21 protein-coding genes are annotated in these 19,337 nt (G+C 60.9%); all 21 read right to left on the bottom strand.

The window, feature by feature from the left end; translation table 11 throughout:
* Positions 1-179 precede the first annotated feature (179 nt).
* Positions 180-1,178 carry an ADP-ribosylglycohydrolase family protein gene (locus ACTJK9_RS07600; RefSeq protein ID WP_440813169.1) on the bottom strand — a complete coding sequence of 333 codons (999 nt, stop codon included), beginning with the start codon at positions 1,176-1,178 and terminating at the stop codon, positions 180-182.
* Positions 1,175-1,888: a GntR family transcriptional regulator gene (locus ACTJK9_RS07595; RefSeq protein WP_064598527.1), complete on the bottom strand. Its 714-nt coding sequence runs from the start codon at positions 1,886-1,888 to the stop codon at positions 1,175-1,177. The genes ACTJK9_RS07600 and ACTJK9_RS07595 overlap by 4 nt, the downstream gene beginning before the upstream one ends.
* Before the next feature lie 118 nt (positions 1,889-2,006).
* Entirely contained in the window at positions 2,007-2,975 is a 969-nt protein-coding gene (gene araH, locus ACTJK9_RS07590; RefSeq protein WP_011335422.1) for an L-arabinose ABC transporter permease AraH, read from the bottom strand.
* 12 nt (positions 2,976-2,987) lie between these two features.
* The gene (gene araG / locus ACTJK9_RS07585) at positions 2,988-4,532 is read right to left on the bottom strand and encodes an L-arabinose ABC transporter ATP-binding protein AraG (protein WP_440813166.1); all 1,545 of its coding nucleotides are present in this window, start codon (positions 4,530-4,532) and stop codon (positions 2,988-2,990) included.
* A gap of 56 nt (positions 4,533-4,588) precedes the next feature.
* On the bottom strand, positions 4,589-5,593 hold the full coding sequence (locus ACTJK9_RS07580) for a substrate-binding domain-containing protein (protein ID WP_108562966.1): 1,005 nt from the start codon (positions 5,591-5,593) through the stop codon (positions 4,589-4,591).
* A 143-nt stretch (positions 5,594-5,736) separates the two neighbouring features.
* Positions 5,737-6,555, bottom strand: coding sequence for an SDR family oxidoreductase (locus ACTJK9_RS07575; RefSeq protein ID WP_011335425.1), 819 nt, complete (start codon positions 6,553-6,555; stop codon positions 5,737-5,739).
* Positions 6,556-6,825: 270 nt separating this feature from the next.
* Positions 6,826-7,701 (bottom strand): SMP-30/gluconolactonase/LRE family protein, encoded by an 876-nt coding sequence (locus ACTJK9_RS07570; protein ID WP_236189951.1) that lies wholly within the window; start codon positions 7,699-7,701, stop codon positions 6,826-6,828.
* A 25-nt stretch (positions 7,702-7,726) separates the two neighbouring features.
* Complete coding sequence (locus ACTJK9_RS07565) at positions 7,727-8,443, bottom strand: FadR/GntR family transcriptional regulator (protein WP_007950814.1); 717 nt, start codon at positions 8,441-8,443, stop codon at positions 7,727-7,729.
* A 102-nt stretch (positions 8,444-8,545) separates the two neighbouring features.
* Positions 8,546-9,106: a DUF1285 domain-containing protein gene (locus ACTJK9_RS07560; protein WP_440813164.1), complete on the bottom strand. Its 561-nt coding sequence runs from the start codon at positions 9,104-9,106 to the stop codon at positions 8,546-8,548.
* A 16-nt stretch (positions 9,107-9,122) separates the two neighbouring features.
* On the bottom strand, positions 9,123-9,728 hold the full coding sequence (locus tag ACTJK9_RS07555; protein ID WP_007950810.1) for a DUF4823 domain-containing protein: 606 nt from the start codon (positions 9,726-9,728) through the stop codon (positions 9,123-9,125).
* A gap of 160 nt (positions 9,729-9,888) precedes the next feature.
* On the bottom strand, positions 9,889-10,857 hold the full coding sequence (locus tag ACTJK9_RS07550; protein ID WP_039770652.1) for a GTP 3',8-cyclase MoaA: 969 nt from the start codon (positions 10,855-10,857) through the stop codon (positions 9,889-9,891).
* A 138-nt stretch (positions 10,858-10,995) separates the two neighbouring features.
* Complete coding sequence (locus tag ACTJK9_RS07545) at positions 10,996-11,634, bottom strand: TetR/AcrR family transcriptional regulator (RefSeq protein WP_007950805.1); 639 nt, start codon at positions 11,632-11,634, stop codon at positions 10,996-10,998.
* Positions 11,635-11,975: 341 nt separating this feature from the next.
* Complete coding sequence (locus tag ACTJK9_RS07540; protein WP_085612129.1) at positions 11,976-12,761, bottom strand: TatD family hydrolase; 786 nt, start codon at positions 12,759-12,761, stop codon at positions 11,976-11,978.
* A 15-nt stretch (positions 12,762-12,776) separates the two neighbouring features.
* Positions 12,777-13,133, bottom strand: coding sequence for a PilZ domain-containing protein (locus tag ACTJK9_RS07535; protein ID WP_039770657.1), 357 nt, complete (start codon positions 13,131-13,133; stop codon positions 12,777-12,779).
* Between the two features lie 42 nt (positions 13,134-13,175).
* A complete protein-coding gene (locus ACTJK9_RS07530; RefSeq protein ID WP_085612128.1) occupies positions 13,176-14,159 on the bottom strand; it encodes a DNA polymerase III subunit delta' in 984 nt (327 codons plus the stop codon).
* Entirely contained in the window at positions 14,152-14,784 is a 633-nt protein-coding gene (gene tmk, locus ACTJK9_RS07525; protein WP_007950797.1) for a dTMP kinase, read from the bottom strand. Before tmk ends, ACTJK9_RS07530 begins: the two co-directional genes overlap by 8 nt.
* A gap of 19 nt (positions 14,785-14,803) precedes the next feature.
* A complete protein-coding gene (gene mltG, locus ACTJK9_RS07520; protein WP_085612127.1) occupies positions 14,804-15,985 on the bottom strand; it encodes an endolytic transglycosylase MltG in 1,182 nt (393 codons plus the stop codon).
* A 3-nt stretch (positions 15,986-15,988) separates the two neighbouring features.
* Positions 15,989-16,804, bottom strand: a complete 816-nt coding sequence (pabC, locus tag ACTJK9_RS07515) for an aminodeoxychorismate lyase (protein ID WP_085612126.1) — start codon at positions 16,802-16,804, stop codon at positions 15,989-15,991.
* Entirely contained in the window at positions 16,804-18,048 is a 1,245-nt protein-coding gene (gene fabF, locus ACTJK9_RS07510) for a beta-ketoacyl-ACP synthase II (protein ID WP_041475396.1), read from the bottom strand. The genes pabC and fabF overlap by 1 nt, the downstream gene beginning before the upstream one ends.
* Positions 18,049-18,156: 108 nt before the next feature.
* Positions 18,157-18,393 carry an acyl carrier protein gene (acpP, locus tag ACTJK9_RS07505; protein WP_003175607.1) on the bottom strand — a complete coding sequence of 79 codons (237 nt, stop codon included), beginning with the start codon at positions 18,391-18,393 and terminating at the stop codon, positions 18,157-18,159.
* 196 nt (positions 18,394-18,589) lie between these two features.
* On the bottom strand, positions 18,590-19,333 hold the full coding sequence (fabG, locus tag ACTJK9_RS07500; RefSeq protein WP_007950790.1) for a 3-oxoacyl-ACP reductase FabG: 744 nt from the start codon (positions 19,331-19,333) through the stop codon (positions 18,590-18,592).
* Between the last annotated feature and the right edge of the window lie 4 nt (positions 19,334-19,337).

The following is a 19,337-nucleotide window of genomic DNA, read 5'->3' as shown; positions in this document are numbered from 1 at the left end:
ATGACGCAGAACGACAAGAAATCCCGGCCTTCCTGGGCCTGTCTGCGCGATCCATTGCGGGTGAATATTCAGGGTTTGTGGTGCGTCCATCGCGAGCAGGCTCGCTCCCACAGGGATAACGCCGTACTTGTGGGAGCGAGCTTGCTCCGGGCGGCGATCCGACGATGGCGTCAGTTCAATCAGCGCAAGGCCAACAGCCCTGTCACCAACGGTTCCAGCTCCAGACCATTGACGGCCTTCACCGTCTCGATCATCGGTGCCGGCCAGTTCTGCAAGCCCAGGCAGGCCCCGAGCATGGCACCGAGAATCGCGGCGATGGTGTCGGTGTCACCACCGAGGCTCGCGGCCATGCACAGCGCATCGAACGGTGTCATTTCGCCGACCGCGACTTGCTGCGCGAGGGCGAATGACACCACTACCGACTCCTGCGAGGCCACCGAGGTGCCGATCACGTCGTACAGCAGATCCGCGAGCAACACCGGGTCGCTCTCGACACTGATGCTGCGCGCCCAACTGATCCGCGAGGCGATGCGCCCGCCGGCCACCCAGTGTCCGTGCGATTCCGCTTGCTGGGCGATCTGCTGACCGAGGTTCAGCGCCTCACCCAGATCCAGACCGTTGATGCCGGCCGAGACCACCGCCGCCACCGCCGCCGCGCTGGAAATCCCCAGCGTGGTGTTGTGAGTGACCTGACAGGCCTGCACCACCGCCGCAATGAAGCGCTCGGGGTCGGCGACATCCGCCGCGATGCCCACCGGGGTGATGCGCATCGCGGCGCCGTTGGTGGTGCCGTAGCGCCCGGCCTCTTCCGGCGAGTGGCCGGCGAGGATCATTTCAATCGCACGCTTGGTCGACGGGCCGAGCAAGTCCTGCGAGCCCTTGGCCTGCATCTCGGCTTCCCATTCGATCAACCGTTGCGCGAGCACCGCCGGTTCGATCCGGCCCTTGCCTGCGACCAGCAACTCGCCGACCAGAATCGCCTGTTCGGTGTCATCGGTGATCGAGCCCTTGGGCATGTTCGCGGCAATCGGCTGCAAGGGCCCGGCGTCCTGTAGATCGGTGATCTGGCCGAAGCGCTGCTTGATGGTTTCGCGATTCAGGGATTGGGTCGGCATGCCCAGCGCGTCGCCCAGGGCAAGGCCATAAAACGCGCCCAAGGCACGGTCGAGGGCGGTCATTTCGATTCTCCAAATTGCAGGTGCAGACGGAAATGCACCGGGTCGAGCAGGCTTTCGACCTGTTCCATGAAACGGTTCTGCCGGTCGTAGGTGGTCCGCAGCGCCTTGAGGAACACCGTGCCTTCGGGGCGGCCGAGCAGTTCGGCGTCCACGGCGTTGAGCGGTTCGGCGCCGATCCACTGATCGCCGCGCTCGCCGATGTAACCGTAGGCGGCCAGGGTGATGGTCAGGGAGTTATCGATCAGGCCCACTCGCGGCAGGCTTTCCAGGCCTCCGCTGGCGGGCATCAGAGAGCGTTCAAGGGACACCGCCGTGCCGTCGTTGGAACGGCGGCGACGTTCGAGAAGAATGAATTGATCGGAGCCGAAACGCGCAAGCAGATCCGCACGCGTCACGGCCTCCAGACGCAGCACGTCGGTATTGATCATCGCCCCGCTGTCGGCCAGGGCCTGGGCCCAGCCGCTGCGCTGGTCGAGCACCACACCGTCAAACGTGACGATGGAGCCCACCCCGCTTTGCGTGGCGATGTATTTGCGCCGTTTCAGTTCGGCCAGCGCTTCGCGCAACGTGCCACGGCTGACGTTGAATTCCTGAGCCAACTGATGCTCGCCGGGCAACAGAAAGCCGTCCTCCATGAGGCCGCTTTCGATGCGTCGGACGAGCTCGTCGACCACCCGTTGTTTCTTGTCAAATCGTACCTGTCTAATCATGTACAAAGTGATAACCGAAACGGGTTGCGGCGGGCAAGGGATATTTTGGGGAAGGAGACAGAAGGCGTGGCGTTGAAAGCACCCTCCCCCGAAGGAGAGGGTCAGAAGAACTTTGATCTCAACGCTGTTTCAGACGGTCGATAACCACAGCCAACAGCAAAATCGACCCACGAATCACATACTGATAAAAAGTGTCGATATTTTTCAGATTCATCGCATTCTCGATAATCGCCAGAATCAGCACCCCGGCAATCACGTGCCGGATCATCCCGATCCCGCCACTCAGCGACACCCCGCCCAGCACGCAAGCCGAAATCACCGTCAGCTCAAACCCCTGGCCAATCATCGGCTGACCCGAAGTCATCCGCGATGCCAGAATCACCCCCGCCAACGCACCAATCACGCCATGCACCGCGAAGATGATGATCTTCGTCCGGTCAACATTCACCCCCGCCAGCAACGCTGCTTCCTGGTTGCCGCCGATGGCCATGGTGTTGCGCCCGTAGGTCGTGTAGTTCAGCAACCAGCCGAAAAACAGGAAGCAGACGATGGTGATCAGGATCGGCACCGGCACACCGAACAACTGACCGTTGCCGAACACGAAGAACGATTCCTGCGAAACGCCCACCGCTTTGCCGTTGGCAAAGATGTAAGCCAGGCCACGGACGATCTGCATGGTCGCCAGCGTCGTGATCAACGCGTTGACCCGCAACTTGGCGATCACGATGCCGTTGATCAAGCCGACGATCAGGCCCATCACCAGCGCGGCGCTGACGCCGAGAAACACGCTGTTGGTGTCACGCATCACCACCGCCGCCACCACCCCGGCGCAGGCGATTACCGAACCCACCGACAAGTCGAAATGCCCCGACGCCAGGCAATACAACATGGTGCACGCGGCGATCCCGGTAGTGGAGATCGCCAGCCCCAGGCCACGCATGTTCAGCGGCGAAAGGAAGTTGTCGATCAGCAAGGTGCAGGCGACAAAAATGCCCACCGCCGCCAGCAGCATCACCCAGTCATCGAGGAAGCGCCGCATATCCAGAGGTTTGCGCTCGGTCGGCAGGGTTTCGTTTTGGGTTGTCATCATAGTCACCTCTCAGTTCGCCACGCCGTCAGCGCGTTGGCGCGGCAAAGCCAGTTGCAGCAGGTTGGATTCGTTGGCCTGGTCGCGGCTGACTTCGCCACGCAGGGCGCCCTCGCACAGCACCAGAATGCGGTCGGAAATACCCATGACTTCCATCAGATCGCTGGACACCACGATCACCGAAATACCGTCGGCGGCCAGGTTATGGATGATCTGGTAGATCTCGGCCTTGGCACCGATGTCGATGCCCCGGGTCGGCTCGTCGAGCAGCAGCACTTTCATCGGCATCGACAGCCAGCGGCCGAGAATGGCTTTCTGCTGATTGCCGCCGGACAGGAACTTGATCTGTTGCCCGGCGTGGGGCGTTTTCACTTTCAGGGCCTTGATCTGTTTCTCGGCGTTGCCCTTCTCCCAGATCCCGCGCAGCAGGCAGCCGAGACCGGAATGCGCACCGCGCGCACTGATGTTGATGTTCTCGGCGACGCTGGCCAGCGGGATGATGCCTTCCTTCTTGCGGTCTTCCGGGCACAACAGAATCCCGGCGGCAATCGCATCGCGGGGCGAACGCAGTTTTAGTTCATGACCGCGCAATTCCAGGCGTCCGGCGGTGTTGCGCTCAAGACCGCTGAGCAGCCGAAACAGCTCGGTGCGCCCGGCCCCGACCAGTCCGAACAGGCCCAGAATCTCGCCTTTGTGCGCATCGAAACTGATCGGCTCGCGCAGGCCCGGGCCGAGCAAGCCATCGACTCTCAGCGCCACGGCGCCGCGCGGGCGACCGCGATAATCGTAGATGTCCTGAATGTCGCGCCCGACCATGCAGGTCACCAGTTGATCGTGGGTCAGCTGGCTCATGTCCTCGAAAGTGCGCACGTAGCGGCCATCCTTGAACACCGTCACCGCGTCGCAGATGCGGAATACTTCTTCCATGCGATGGGAGACGTAGAGCACCACTTTGCCCTCGTCGCGCAGCCGGCCGATGATCGCCATCAAGCGGTCGATTTCCCGCGCCGAGAGGCTGCTGGTCGGTTCGTCAAAAGCAATCACATGCGCGCCTCGGGACAACGCCTTGGCGATTTCCACCAGTTGCCGCTGTCCGAGGGACAGGCGTCCGACCTTGGTCTGCGGATCGATTTCATCGGCCAGGCCTTTGAGGCATGCCAATGCCTGCTGGCGCAGCGCGCCGCGATTGATCAGGCCGAAGCTGGCCGGCAGGTGACCGAGGAACAGGTTCTCGGCCACAGTCATTTCCGGCACCAGATGCAGCTCCTGGTGAATCACCGCCACGCCGCTGCCGATGCTGTCGGCGGTGGACTTGAACGCCATCGTCCGCTCGCCGATCTGCAGCTCGCCGCTGCTCGGGATGTAGGCACCGCCGAGGATCTTCAGCAGGGTCGATTTGCCGGCGCCGTTCTCGCCCATCAAGGCGTGAACCTGCCCGGGATGCGCGACGAAACTGATGCCGTCCAGCGCCTTCACGCCCGGAAAGGTCTTGCCGATCCCGTTGAAACGCAGGCTACCGCTGGCACTGTGTTCTTGTGTCTGTACTTGCGCGTGCATTTAAGCCACCTCATCACACCGTTCAAGCGGCCCGGCTGCCCGGGCCGCCGCTGCCGTCAGTTCCACAGGCCGATCTTCTCCAGCTCCTGCTTGAAGTTGTCGCGGGTGATCAGGGTGACGTCGTCCATCGCGGTGTACTTCGGCGGTTCCTTGCCGGTGGTGACCCACTCGTACATCATCTCGGCAGTCTTGTAGCCTTCGATGTGCGGGCTCGGCAGCATCGAACCGTAGAAGCCGCTGTTAGGCTTTTTCAATTCGCCGATGGCGTCGGTGCCGTTGATGCCGATGCCGATCACATTGGCCGCGGCAAACCCGGCGGCTTCGGTGGCGCGTACGCCGCCGAGCACGGTGTTGTCGTTCATGCCGCCGATGATCAGGTTCTTCGCCGCACTCGGCAGCTTGACCAGCGCCGAGTTGGTGGCGTCCATGCTGCCCGGCACGTCGAGGGTTTTCAGGGCGGCCGTCAGAATGTGTTCTTTAGGCATGCCGGCGTCTTCGAGGGCCTTCATCGAGCCGTCGGTGCGCTTCTTGCCGGTATCGAGTTCGTTGTAGGTGTTGACCACCGCGTAGGTGTCTTTCCAGTCCCAGTTACGCTTTTTCGCTTCGGCGGCCATGGCGGCGCCCTGCTTCTGGCCGACTTCGAAGGCGGCCATGCCGAGGTACGGCACGTCCTCCATGAATTTGCCATTGGCATCGACGAAGCGGTCGTCGACGGCGATCACTTTCAGGTCATTGAGCTTGGCCTTGGCCATGATCGCCGGGCCGAGCGACACGTCCGGCGGGCAGATGACGAAGCCCTTGGCACCGTTGGCCGCGAGGCTATCGATGGCGGAAAGGGTTTTCTCGCCGTCCGGCACGGCGATCTTGATCAGCTCGAAGCCTTTGTCCTTGGCAGCTTTCTCGGCGAAGGCCCATTCAGTCTGGAACCACGGCTCTTCGGCCTGTTTGACCAGGAAACCGATCTTCACCGGATCGGCGGCCAGCAGCGAACTGCTCAGGCTGAACGCAGTAACCGCCAGCGCGGTACTGCACAGGGTACGAATCCCGAAACGACGTTTCATAAGCAGACTCCTTGTTATTTTTCTTGAGCGTTATTTGAAAAACGTTAAAGCGGTCGAAGCGTTTCCTGCGAATCATGACGACAATAGTCATATCGTATGATGATTGAATTTCAGGCGGACCTTTCCACCTGAAATCCGGATTTTCAGTCGTGGTACATCACCGAGCGACCACCATCGATGGTGATGCACGAGGCATTGATGAACGGCGCTTCATCGCTGGCCAGAAACACGGCGGTCATCGCCACTTCAATCGGCTGGCCGATGCGTTTCGGCGGATGCAGATCGAAAGCCCGTTGACGTTCGGCGTGCGGGTCGGCAAAGCCGTTCCAGTAATCGACGTTGAGTTGGGTTTCGATGTAGCCCGGTGCAATCGCGTTGACCCGAATACCCTTCGGCGCGTACTCGATGCCCAGCGCTCGGGTCAGCCCGAGCAAGCCGTGCTTGGCCACCGGGTACGGAAAGCAGCCGGGAATTATGTTCGTGGAATGGGTCGACGCAATGTTGATGATGCTGCCGATGCCTTGCTCGATCATCTGCGGCAATACGGCCTTGCAGCCATACCAGGCGCCGTCGAGGTCGATGGCGAAGCAGCGTTTCCAGTCTTCTTCGGTCATTTCCAGCGGATCGCGGAACACATTGACCCCGGCGCAATTCACCAGCACGTCGATGCGGCCGTGCAGCTCGATGGCCAGTTTGGCCATGGCGTGCAGATCCTGCTGACGCGAGACGTCGGCCTTGATCGCCTGCACATCGGCGCCCTGCTCGCGCCAGTGCGCGGCGACTTTCTCGACCTTTTCAGCCTGGATATCGCTGATCACCAGTTTGGCCTGCTGCGAGGCGAAGGTCGCGACGATTGCTTCGCCGATGCCTTGGGCGGCGCCGGTCAGCAGCACGACCTTGTTTTTCAGGCGCTCACCTTTCGGTGGCTCGGGCACCGGTGGCAAGGATAGTGGTTCAGCCATGAATCAGGACTCCTGTTCGAAAGCATAAAAAAACCGGGCATCTGACGATGTCCGGTCTGGAAGGCTTGTGGAACAAGACAGGCGAGCGCACGCCGCGGCACCGAGACGGCCCGAAGCGCTGACTCCGCTATGGAGTGCGATGGAAATTCGCTGCATCACTTCACCTGTTTTGTTCTTTTTAAGTGTGAGTGCGTGTTACTGCTGGGACCGACTATAAACCCGACCGCCAAATAATCTCAATATATAATTTTGTATCCCATATTTTGGGATTTAACTGGCAAATCGCGTGCAGAGCTTTCCGGCGACATCCACTTGCAGCGACAGTACGGCGCCGTCCAGCGGATGATTCAACGGACTTTTGGCGCTGGTGATGTACAGGGTTTTCAGGTCAGCGCCGCCGAACACGCAACTGGTGGGGCGACTGATCGGCAGGTCGATCTTGCGATCAATCTGGCCATCCGGCGTCAGGCGCAGCAGGCAGCTGCCGTCCCAGCGGGCGTTCCACACGTAGCCTTCGGCGTCCATCGCCGAACCGTCCGGGCCGCCGTGCTGATCGGCGCTGTACCAGGGCTGGGCGGTGTCGAGGTTGCCGTCGGTGTGAATAAAATAACGATACAAGGTGCTGTCGAGGCTGTCGCCGAACAGCAGCGTGGTGCCGTCGTCGCTCCAGAGCAGCGTGTTGGGAATGCCCAGGCCGCGCAGCAATGGCGTGACCCTTTTATCCGGATCAACGCGGAACAGCCCGCCGGAACGACGGGTGATCGGCAGATCCTCGCCCTGCTCGCCAATGTTGTTTTGCATGGTGCCGAGCCACAAGCGGCCCTGGCCGTCGCAACGTGCCTCGTTGGCGCGGTTGCCCGGTTGCGGGTCGGCGACGCAGAACAGCGTCAGTCGCGGCTCAAGTCCGGGGGAATCCAGATCAAGCCGATAAACGCCGCTGCTCAGGGTCACCAGCGCGTCGCCGCTGGCGCAGGGAATGAACGCCGAGACGTGCTCCGGCATCTGCCAGATCTGCACGTTCTGCCCGATCAGCCGCAGCGCCTGCCTGCCGGCGATGTCCACCCAGTACAGCGCCTGGGTTGGTGCGTCCCAGAACGGGCCTTCGCCCAGTTGCGCCCGATGTTCTGTCACCGCAGTCCACGTCATGCAACCTCCTGTCTTGTTGTTTTTGTCAGCTGGCTTTCTTGTCGGCCATCACCTGCGGGTAAAACCGCTTGATGGCCAGGTCGGCATTGTCGATCAGGGTCATGCAGGCCCACACCCCGCGCGCGGCATCCCGGGCGGCAATGGCGTCGGCCATGTCCTTGTGGATGGGCAGTGTGCGGCGCAATTCGTCAGGGTCGGCCGCCGAGACTTCGAAAGACACGGCAAGCAGTGCACCGAGGGCCGGCACCATTTGTTCGATGAATTGATTGTGGCTCGCGGCGAGAATGCATTCGTGGAAGAACTGGTCGGCGCGGTTGTAATCGATGCCGCTGTCGACCGCCCGTTCCAGCGCGTTGTAAGCCTGCTGCACGGCTTGCACCTGTTCGACGGTCGCCCGCTCGCAGGCCCAGCGCACCGCCATCGGTTCGATGGTACGGCGCAGGTCGAGCAGGTCATCGACGAAATTTTCCGGCAAGCCGCTGCGTGACAGCCAGCCCACCACTTGCGGATCGAACAGGTTCCAGCGCTTGATCGGCAGCACCCGCGTGCCGACCTTCGGCCCGACTTCGAGCATGCCTTTGGCGACCAGGGTCTTGATGGCTTCGCGGATCACGGTGCGGCTGACCCCGAGCTGCTCGCCCAGATCGGCCTCGACCTTGATCGCCTGCCCCGGCTTCACCTGGCCGGCAGCAATCCAGGCGCCCAGCCAGTCAACCGTTGATGCGTGAAAACTGCTCGACATGGACACCCCGAAGCCGTTCGCTGTGGGTGCCTACGCTAATCATCATACGATTGAGAGTCAACGACAAAAAACCGCAGCCTGCTTTCACAGACTGCGGTTTTTTTAAGGTTCGAGGCCGATGCGGAAGAACACGCCACCGCTCCAGACGCCGAGCCAGCGCTGGCCATCGATTTCACGGCTGACTGCCAGCTCCACCAACTGGTAGAACACGTTGCGGTGGATCAGCGCTTCGAGATTGGTGCGGACATGCACGTAAGGCGCAGGTTCTTGCGTCGCTGGATCAATCTCGACCCGGATCGGATGCTCCGGGCCGGCTTCCGTTGTTTCATCGACGTTGGTGGTGAAGCGCAGCACTTGCGCCTCACCCTCGCCTTCCACCTCGACGGCAATCGCCACGAATGGCGCGTCATCGACCTTGATCCCGACTTTCTCAACCGGAGTAATCAGGAAATAATCATCGCCGTCGCGGCGGATGATGGTGGAGAACAGCTTGACCATCGGCTTGCGCCCGATCGGCGTACCCAGGTAGTACCAGGTGCCGTCACGGGCGATGCGCATGTCGATATCGCCGCAGAAATCCGGGTTCCACAAGTGCACCGGCGGCAAGCCTTTGGTTTTGGGGATTTGTCCCAACAGGTCATTGGCTTTTTGCGGACCACTCATGGCGTACTCCTTTGAATTACTGGTCCCCGACGCCCAGCAGGCTGCGCGCGTACTGCGCAAGCGGTGGGCCGATCAGGTCTTCGGGCTTGTTGTCGTGGAACGTCAGTAAACCGCCACGACTCTTGATCCGTGCAGTATCAATCAAATACTGGGTGCTGGTCTCGATCAACATGATCTGAATCACGCCACCGTCGATACCGAGGCGGTCCACGGCTTCCTGATCGAGCCATTCATCGGAGTTGCCGATGCGGTCGTCGGCCTTGGCGAAACGGGTGTACAGCAAGTAGTGGGCACCGGCGTCGCGCGCTTCGCCCATTGCCTGGTCGAGGCCTTCCGGCGCACGGGCGCGGCGGACCATCGGGAAGTATTCGACGAAGCCTTTGAAGGCCTCTTCGGCCACTACGTTGGGGCGCGGGTAAGAACCACCCGGCGGCGCGAACGAGCCTTGCGCGATGTAGATGAACGAATCCGGCTGAATGCGGAAATTGTTCACGCGACGGCTGTCGCTGTGGTCCAGCAGACCCGCGTCGCTCATCTGGTAGCGAGTCCCTTCGGCCATGTCACTGACAGTCATACAGCCGCCCAGCGCCAAAACGGCCAGCAGCAAAACCAGGCTACGCATCCTAATCCTCCAGAAGCCGGTGACGGAAAACCGGCGAATGGCCGTAGGATGCAGCTTTTGCGCCACCTCCAGATCTTCGTCGTTTTTTCGATCGTAATCGCGAGCAGGCTCGCTCCCACAGGAAATAGCATTTACCTGTGGGANCTCGCGATGAGGATTTTCAGCCGCCGATGATCTTCATGACGGTGGCGCCGCCGGAGAACGCGACTTCCTGCTTGTCGCCCAACGCCTTGACCAGCAATCGTTGCAACGCCGGCAGCGCCTCATGGCGCGGCTTGTCGAGCAGGTCACCGACATAGTGGCGGTTGCTCGACGACAGGCACCCATGCAGCCATCCGGTGGACGACAGGCGCAGGCGCGAACAGGTTCGGCAGAACGGCACGCTTTCGTTGGCGATCACGCCGAAATTGCCCAGACCGGGAATCGCATAGCGAACTGCCGTGGCATCCACCGGCGCGTCGGTTTGCGCGTACTCGTAATGTTCGCCGATCAGGCTCAGCAGCTGTTGCAAGCTGACGAACTGCTGCAGGAAGGCGTTGGAATCAGTGGCCAGGTGGCCCATGCGCATCAGCTCGATGAAACGCAGTTCAAAGCCACGCTCGAGGCAGTAATCGAGCAGCGGCAGCACCTGGTCGAGGTTCTGCCCGCGCAACGGCACCATGTTGACCTTGATCTTCATCCCCGCCGCTGCGGCCTGATCCATGCCATCCAGCACGGTGGCCAGGTCGCCGCCACGGGCGATGCTGCGGAACGCGCCGGCGTCCAGAGTATCGAGGGAAACGTTGATGCGCCGCAGGCCGGCATCGACCAGCAACGGAAGTTTTTTCGCCAGGAGCTGGCCGTTGGTGGTCAGGCTGATGTCTTCCAGGCCCATCCTGCCGACGGCGCTCATGAAAGATTCGAGTTTGGGGCTGACCAGCGGCTCGCCGCCGGTGATGCGCAGGCGCTCGATGCCCGCGGCTTCGATCAGATAGGCTACGCCACGTGCCATGGCCTCGGCCGACAGTTCATCCTGCGCAGCCACCAGCCGCTTGCCGTTGGGCACGCAGTAGGTACAGGCGTAATTGCAGGCTGAAGTCAGACTGATCCGCAAATTGCGAAAACGCCTGCCTTGACGGTCAACGATCATGAAGCACTCCGGCGATGGAAAATCGAGCGGCTAAAACTTGACTCACAATTCAAGTTTTAGCAAGCCCTAAGCCTGAGTATATTCCTGCGGTACTGCGCCATGTAGCGAAAAACACGGCGCATAAGGCAACTGAATGATTCAGCTGCTTGGCGTTTCAGGGTCGCGCTTGCGCTTGTTGCCCATACGCACGCCGATATCCATCAGGAACTGGAAGAAACCTTCCTGATCTTCCAGCACATTGCTCCAGAACGGCGAGTGATACAGCGCCACCGCGCCGTGCACCAGCGCCCAGGATGCGCAGTAATGGAAGTATGGCGGCACGTCTTCGAGCTTGCCTTCGCTGATGCGGCCCTTGATGAGCAGCGTCAGGCGTTCGAAGTTCGAGGCACGGATCTTGTGCAGCTCCTCGACCATCTCGGGGACCTGATTGCCCTTGACCACCTTCTCTTCCAGGCGATCGAACAGGCGATAGCGCTGCGGGTCGCGCATGCGGAATTCAAAGTAGGCACGGGACAGCGCTTCCTTGTCCTTGTCGACATCGGCCGAGTGCAACAGCTCGTTCAAGTCGCGCTCGTAATCGAGCATCAGGCGCAGGTAGATCTCGGCCTTGGACTTGAAGTGCTTGTAAATCGTGCCTTTGCCGATACCCACGGCATCAGCAATCATCTCGACGGTGACACTGTCTTCACCTTGTTCGAGGAACAGCTTGAGCGCGGTATCGAGAATTTCTTGCTCGCGGCGACGAAACTCACGGACCTTACGAGGTTCTTTGTGCATAAGAAAAGGTCTGTAGGGGTCAAAATTCGAAGCCGCGTATTATGCCTAACTTGCGCAAAAATGCACGGATCATCCGACCATATCTGTGTTTCTTGTTCATTTCACGAACGTTTCGAGGGGAATGAGAACATAACCGAAGCGAACGTATTCCAAATTTGTTTAAAAACCCCGGCCAGCCAACTGGACTCGGCGCCAGACTGATCAATACTTGAACTGTCGGGCGACATCTCCCCCAAGTGTCGTGCCGGTAAAGGTACCAAGGGACCGCGTGCCTTTGTTTTACTCCTAATGGTCTTAACCCGGATTCACCCCCCAGAACCCGGGTTTTTTTTGCCTGCGATTCAGGCTTTTACATTCGCCAGCGGAAACAGTCGCTTGAAGTTCTCGGTGGTCTGCTCGGCAAAACGCTCATAGTTCTCGCCGCGCAGCATCGCCAGAAACTCTGCCACTTCCCGCACGTATTGCGGCAGGTTCGGCTTGCCGCGATACGGGATCGGCGCCAGGTACGGTGAATCGGTTTCCACCAGCAGGCGATCGGCCGGAACCTTGCTCGCTACATCGCGCAGCGCATCGGCATTACGGAAGGTGACGATGCCCGACAGGGAAATGTAATAACCCATGTCCAGCGCTGCCTTGGCCATGTCCCAGTCTTCGGTGAAGCAATGCAACACGCCGGCCTGGGGCAAAGCGGCTTCGCGCAACAACTCGAGCGTGTCGGCGCGGGCGCCGCGGGTGTGGATGATCACCGGCTTGCCGGTCTGCTGCGCGGCTTGCAGGTGCAGACGGAACGACTCCTGCTGAAGCTCGGCGGCTTCCGGCTCGTAGTGGTAGTCCAGACCGGTTTCGCCGATCGCCACCACTTTCGGGTGATTGAGCTCGTGCAACAGCCAGCCCAGCGCCGGCGCCGCGCCCGGCTGCACATCCAGCGGATGCACGCCGACCGAACAATCGACATCGTCGTAACGCTCGGCGAGGGCTTTAACGTCGGCCGCGTTGTCGGCGCTGACGCCGATGCACAGGAAATGCCCGACGCCGCGTTCGCGGGCCGCATCCAGTGCGGCATCCAGGGAACCGTCGTGAGCGGCGAGGTCGAGGCGATCAAGGTGACAATGGGAATCTACGAGCATAAAAAGGACTGCAACTTACATCGTATGAGTGGGACGGTCGGATTTCAGGGCTCCGGCCAGATGAGTTTCGATGCGACTGCGGGCGGTGTTGTCGCCATCGTTGAATTGCACACCGACGCCGGCCGCGCGGTTGCCCTGCGCGCCTTTGGGGGTGATCCAGGCGACTTTGCCGGCCACCGGAATCTTCTCCGCCTCGTCCATCAGGTTCAGCAGCATGAACACCTCGTCGCCCAACTTGTAGTTCTTGTTGGTCGGGATGAACAGGCCGCCGTTCTTGATGAACGGCATGTAGGCGGCGTAGAGGACCGACTTGTCCTTGATGGTCAGGGACAAGATGCCGTTGCGCGGCCCCGGACTGACGGGTTCATTCATGTTGACCTCCACTGCTGATGTTCAGAGTCTAGGTACACATTCTTATCTTTGGCCAGGCAAGCTCGCCCATTGCACCAGCAACGCTTCCAGCAGCAACGCCGCGTTGAGGTTGGCCTTGCTCAGGACTTTCTGGCGCTGGGCGAGAATCCAGTCCTGAATATCCAGCACTTTAGCCTGGGCACTTTTCTGCGCCAGATACTGCACGACCTTGCGCATGTCGGTCAGGCCGAGGCCCGCTTCGTCCTGGGTCAATTGATAGCGCAGGATCAGGCTCGACCAGTCGCAGAACCAATCGAACAGCCGCAGCATCGGAATGTTTTTCCACTCCTCGGCCAATTGCGTCGGCGATTGCTGCTGCTTGAGCAGCTTCTTCACGCCTTCCACCACCTGCGCGCGCTGTTCACGTACGCCCTGCCCCTGCAACGTGACGGCGGCCAACGGCGAGCCGGCGGCCAGGGTCAACAGTTCGACCCGTTCGTCTTCGGAACATTCCGGCAGTGCCTGAGCCAGCCATTGCAGGCTCATGGATTCGCTCGGCAGCGGACAGGCCTGCTGCACGCAGCGGCTCTTGATGGTCGGCAACAACCGGCTCGGCTGGTGGCTGACCAGTAACAGCACGGTATCGCCGGACGGCTCCTCAAGGCTCTTGAGCAAGGCGTTGGCGGCGTTGATGTTCATCGACTCCACCGGCTCGATCAGCACCACCTTGCGCCCGCCCAGTTGCGCGGTTTGCACCACGAAACTGACCAGATCGCGCACCTGGTCGACCTTGATCGCCTTGTCCGCTTCCTCCGGTTCGAGGATGTAATTGTCCGGGTGGCTGCCGGCCTTGAGCAGCAGGCAGGATTTGCACTCGCCGCAGGCTTCAGGCGTCGGACGCTGGCACAACAGGCTGGCCATCAGCCGCTCGGCCAGCGCACGCTTGCCGATCCCGGCCGGCCCGTGCAGCAGATACGCGTGAGCGTGCTGAGTGCGCCCGGCCAGTTGCTGCCAGAGGCTGTCCTGCCACGGATAGGCCTCAGCCACGGCTCAGCTCCAGCAAGTTCGGAATCAGGGTATCCAGCGATTGTTGAACCTTGGCCAACGGCTGACCGGCATCGATCCGCACGTAACGCGCCGGATCGGCTTCCGCGCGCTTGAGGAACGCACTGCGTACGGCTTCAAAAAACTCACGGCCTTCCAGCTCGAAACGATCCAGACGACCTCGGGCGCTGGCCCGGGCCAGGCCGATTTCCACCGGCAGATCGAATATCAGCGTCAGGTCGGGACGCAGATCGCCCTGCACGAAAGTCTCCAGCGCCGCGATGCGCTCCAGCGACAAGCCGCGGCCGCCACCCTGATAGGCGTAAGTCGAATCGGTGAAACGATCACACAGCACCACCGCACCACGGGCCAGTGCCGGGCGAATGACTTCAGCCAGATGCTGGGCACGGGCGGCGAACACCAGCAGCAGCTCGGTGTCCGGGTTCATCACTTCGTCGACCGGGGCCAGCAACACCTCACGAATGCGCTCGGCCAGCGGCGTACCGCCGGGCTCGCGGGTCAGCACCACTTCGATACCGGCGGCGCGCAGGCGCTCGGCGAGGTATTCGCGGTTGGTGCTTTTGCCGGCGCCTTCCGGGCCTTCCAGGGTAATAAACAAGCCAGTCACAGGCAGTCCTTAATCAAAGTCATTGCGTGTTTTGGGGAGCGGACGCTTCTGGTTCCGGCGTCGGTGCAGGCGCTTGAGCAGGCGGCTGCGGCAACGATTCCGGTGCAGTATCGGGTGAGGCGGCAGGTATCGCCTCCTCGGCTGCCGGAGCGGCCTCGGGCGCTGTCGTCGGCGCCGGGCTGGAGCGGTAATCCGCGCGCCGCTTGAGCTGATACTCGCGCACCGCGTTGTTGTGCGCGTCCAGGTCATCGGAGAACACGTGGCTGCCATCGCCACGGGCAACGAAGTAGAGGCTGGTGCCATCCACCGGGTTGAGAGCCGCGTGAATGGCTTCACGTCCGACCATGGCAATCGGCGTCGGCGGCAGGCCGGGAATCATGTACGTGTTGTACGGCGTGGCTTCCTTGAGGTGGGCGCGAGTCAGTTTGCCGTTGTAGCGGTCGCCCAGGCCGTAGATCACCGTCGGGTCGGTCTGCAGCTGCATGCCCAGCGCCATGCGACGCACAAAGACTCCGGCAATCTGGCCACGTTCCTGAGGCACGCCCGTTTCCTTTTCCACCAGCGACGCCATGATCAGCGCTTGATAGGGCTCGGTGTAAGGCACGTCGGCGGAGCGCTTTTCCCACTCCTTGGCCAGCACTTCGTCGAGGCGGTCGAAGGCCTTTTTCAGCAGTTCGGTATCAGTCACACCGCGCACGAAGCGGTAGGTGTCGGGGAAGAAGCGGCCTTCAGGGAACAGACCCTTGTGACCGATTTTGGCCATGACCTCGCTGTCACTCAGACCATTGAGGGTCTGTTCGATCTTTTCATCCTTGGCCAGCGCGGCGCGCACTTGATGGAAATTCCAGCCTTCGACCAGAGTCAGGCTGTACTGAACCACATCGCCACGCTTCCACAGGTCGATCAGGCCGTTGACGGTCATGCCCGGCTGCATGCGGTATTCACCGCTGTGAATCGGCGTGCCGGCGAGGTTGAAACGCCAATAGACCCGCAGCCAGAACGCGTCCTTGATGACGCCATCGGCTTCGAGTCCAAGAAAAGTACGGGTCGGGGTGGATCCCTTGGGCACATCCAGCAGTTCTTCCTGCGTGATGTTCAGGGGCTGTTCCAGTGCCGAATGAATCTTCCAGGCGCTGGCGCCCAACAGCAGCCCTGCCAGAACCAGTCCGGTTTCCAGCAGCAGCAAAAGTTTACGTCTCACGAATCAGGCATCCAGTAGCGCGCGGGCAATGGTTTGCAGTTTACGGGTGAGCGGGCCAACCGGCCAGCTCAGAGCAGCACAGGCGCGTACCGGCCAGACGCCATACACGCTGTTGCAGACAAAGACTTCATCAGCCCATTGCAGCTGTTCGAGGGGGATGTCGGTGATTTGCACGGGAATGCCCAGGGACTCGGCCTGAAACAATATTTCTGCGCGCATCACGCCGGCCACGCCGCAACGTTTCAGGTCCGCCGTGATCAGCACACCGTCACGCACCAGGAACAGGTTGCTGAAGACTCCCTCGATCACGCGACCTGCCTGATCGAGCATCAAACCTTCGGCGTGCTCACTGTCCCGCCATTCGGCGCGGGCAATGACCTGCTCCAGTCGATTGAGGTGTTTGAGCCCGGCGAGCAACGGCTGTCTGGACAAACGCGTGCTGCAAGGAAACAGGCGAACGCCCTGTTCGGCGTGGGCCGCTGGATAAGCGGCGGGAGGATTGCCTTGCAGAATGCGTCGGCCCTGCGCCGAAGGATCCGGCGCATAACCGCGCAATCCGTCGCCACGGGTGAGGATGAGCTTGAGCACGCCCTCGCCCATCGCGGCGGCATAGGATTGCAGCTCATGGCGAACCCGCTCGATGTCGGCTGCGATGGCCAGACGCGCACAGCCGTCGGCCAGACGCGTCAGATGCCGATCCAGCAGCAACGGCTGGCCGCCACGCACGGCGATGGTCTCGAACAGACCGTCGCCGTAAGCCAGGCCGCGATCTTTCAGCGACAGAGCGTCAGCCGGCAGACCGTCGACCCAGCAGTCCATCAGCCGGCGAACCGACGGAACGCCAACGTGCCGTTGGTACCGCCAAATCCGAACGAGTTGGACAGCACGACATCGATGTCCATGTTGCGCGCGGTGTGCGGCACGAAATCGAGGTCGCAGCCTTCGTCCGGCTCTTCGAGGTTGATGGTCGGTGGCGCCACCTGGCTGTTGATCGCCAGCACGCTGAAGATCGCCTCGACCGCGCCCGCCGCACCGAGCAGGTGACCGGTCATGGACTTGGTGGAGCTGACCGCCAGCTTGTAGGCGTGATCACCGAACACCGACTTGATCGCGTTGGCTTCAGCGAGGTCGCCGGCCGGGGTCGAAGTGCCGTGGGCGTTGATGTATTGCACTTGATCGACGTTAATCTTCGCATCGCGCAGCGCGTTGGTGATGCAACGTGCCGCACCGGCGCCGTCGGCGGGTGGCGAAGTCATGTGGAAGGCGTCGCCACTGGTGCCGAAACCAATCAGCTCGGCATAGATGGTCGCGCCACGGGCCTTGGCGTGTTCGAGCTCTTCGAGCACCAGGGCACCGGCGCCGTCGGACAGCACGAAGCCGTCACGGCCCTTGTCCCACGGACGGCTGGCGCGGGTCGGCTCGTCGTTGCGGGTCGACAGCGCACGGGAAGCACCAAAGCCGCCCATGCCCAGACCGCACGCGGCCATCTCGGCACCGCCGGCAATCATCACGTCGGCTTCGTCGTACATGATATTGCGCGCCGCCATGCCGATGCAGTGCGTACCGGTGGTACACGCCGTGGCGATGGCGTAGTTAGGCCCCTGTGCACCCAGGTGGATGGACAGGAAACCGGAAATCATATTGATGATCGAGCCAGGCACAAAGAACGGAGAAATCCGGCGCGGGCCGGTCTCGTGCAGGGTGCGGCTGGTTTCTTCGATGTTGGTCAGACCGCCGATACCCGAACCCATGGCCACGCCAATGCGTTCACGGTTGGCATCGGTGACTTCCAGACCGGCATTGCGTACGGCTTGAAAGCCGGCCGCCAGACCGTACTGAATGAACAGGTCGAGCTTGCGCGCTTCCTTGACCGACAGGTATTCCTCGACATTGAAGCCCTTTACCGAGCCGCCAAAGCGGGTGGAATAGGCAGAAAGGTCGGTGTGTTCGATCAGACCAATGCCACTGCGGCCAGCCAGAATGCCCTGCCAACTGCTCGGCACATCCGTGCCCAGTGGCGACAACATACCCATACCGGTGACTACGACGCGTCTACGCGACACAGCACTCTCCTTTTTCAAATGACGACTTTGCATCAGGCCTAAAGAAAAAACCGCACGCCATGATGGCAGTGCGGTTTTTCCATGACAGCAAGCAACGATTACAAACTATTACGCCTGGTGGCTAGTAACGTAGTCGATTGCAGCTTGTACAGTAGTGATCTTCTCAGCTTCTTCGTCAGGGATTTCGGTCTCGAATTCCTCTTCCAGAGCCATCACCAGCTCAACGGTGTCAAGGGAGTCGGCACCCAGGTCTTCTACGAAGGAAGCGGTGTTGACCACTTCTTCTTCTTTAACACCCAGTTGCTCGGCAACGATTTTCTTGACGCGCTCTTCGATGGTGCTCATACCTTGTTTTCACTCCTAATGGACAAATTCAGGCAGCTGGCCAGTGGGTAAGTGTATAGAAAGACTTTTCAGCTTTTCAACTGAAAGCTTCACTCCTCAAACCCTGCGGCCCTCTGCCTATAAATAGATTGCAGCTTTATAACGGATTTTAGACAGCTCGTATGACATTTTTTTGAAGCAATCCGTCACATTTGAATTACATGTACATCCCGCCGTTAACCGGGATTGTAGCCCCGGTCACGTATGCCGCACCGTCGGATGCAAGAAAAGCGACCACGGACGCGATCTCTTGAGCTTGTCCCAGACGGCCCAGCGGAATCTGCGTCTGCAAGGCTTCACGCTGTGCTTCAGGCAGCTCGCGCGTCATATCGGTGTCGATGAACCCTGGGGTTACCGAGTTGACCGTAATCGAACGCGAACCGACTTCACGCGCCATGGCACGGCTGAAACCTTCCAGCCCGGCCTTGGCGGCTGCATAGTTTACTTGGCCAGCGTTGCCCATGGCACCCACCACCGAGCCAATACTGATAATTCGGCCCCAACGCGCCTTGGTCATGCCGCGCAAAACGCCCTTGGACAGGCGATACAGACTGTTCAGGTTGGTATCGATCACGTCGTACCACTCGTCGTCTTTCATGCGCATCATCAGGTTATCGCGGGTGATGCCGGCATTGTTGACCAGAATCGCCACCGGAGCACCGAACTGCTCCTGGATGCTCGCCAGTACCTTGGTAACCGATTCGTCGCTGGTGACGTTCAGTTCGAAACCTGCGCCCTGAATGCCGTTTTCCTTCAGGGTCGCAGCAATACGCTCGGCGCCCGAAGCGGAAGTCGCGGTGCCGACAACGATGGCGCCCTGACGACCCAGTTCCAGTGCGATAGCCTGGCCGATGCCACGGCTTGCGCCGGTGACCAGTGCAACTTTACCTTGCAGACTCATGCAA

The sequence above is a fragment of the Pseudomonas sp. 22082 genome (genome assembly GCF_052046055.1).
GTDB classification, from domain to species: Bacteria; Pseudomonadota; Gammaproteobacteria; order Pseudomonadales; family Pseudomonadaceae; genus Aquipseudomonas; species Aquipseudomonas pharyngis.
The sequence above is the reverse complement of the archived record's forward strand: the minus strand, read 5'-3'. Positions and strand labels throughout refer to the sequence as shown.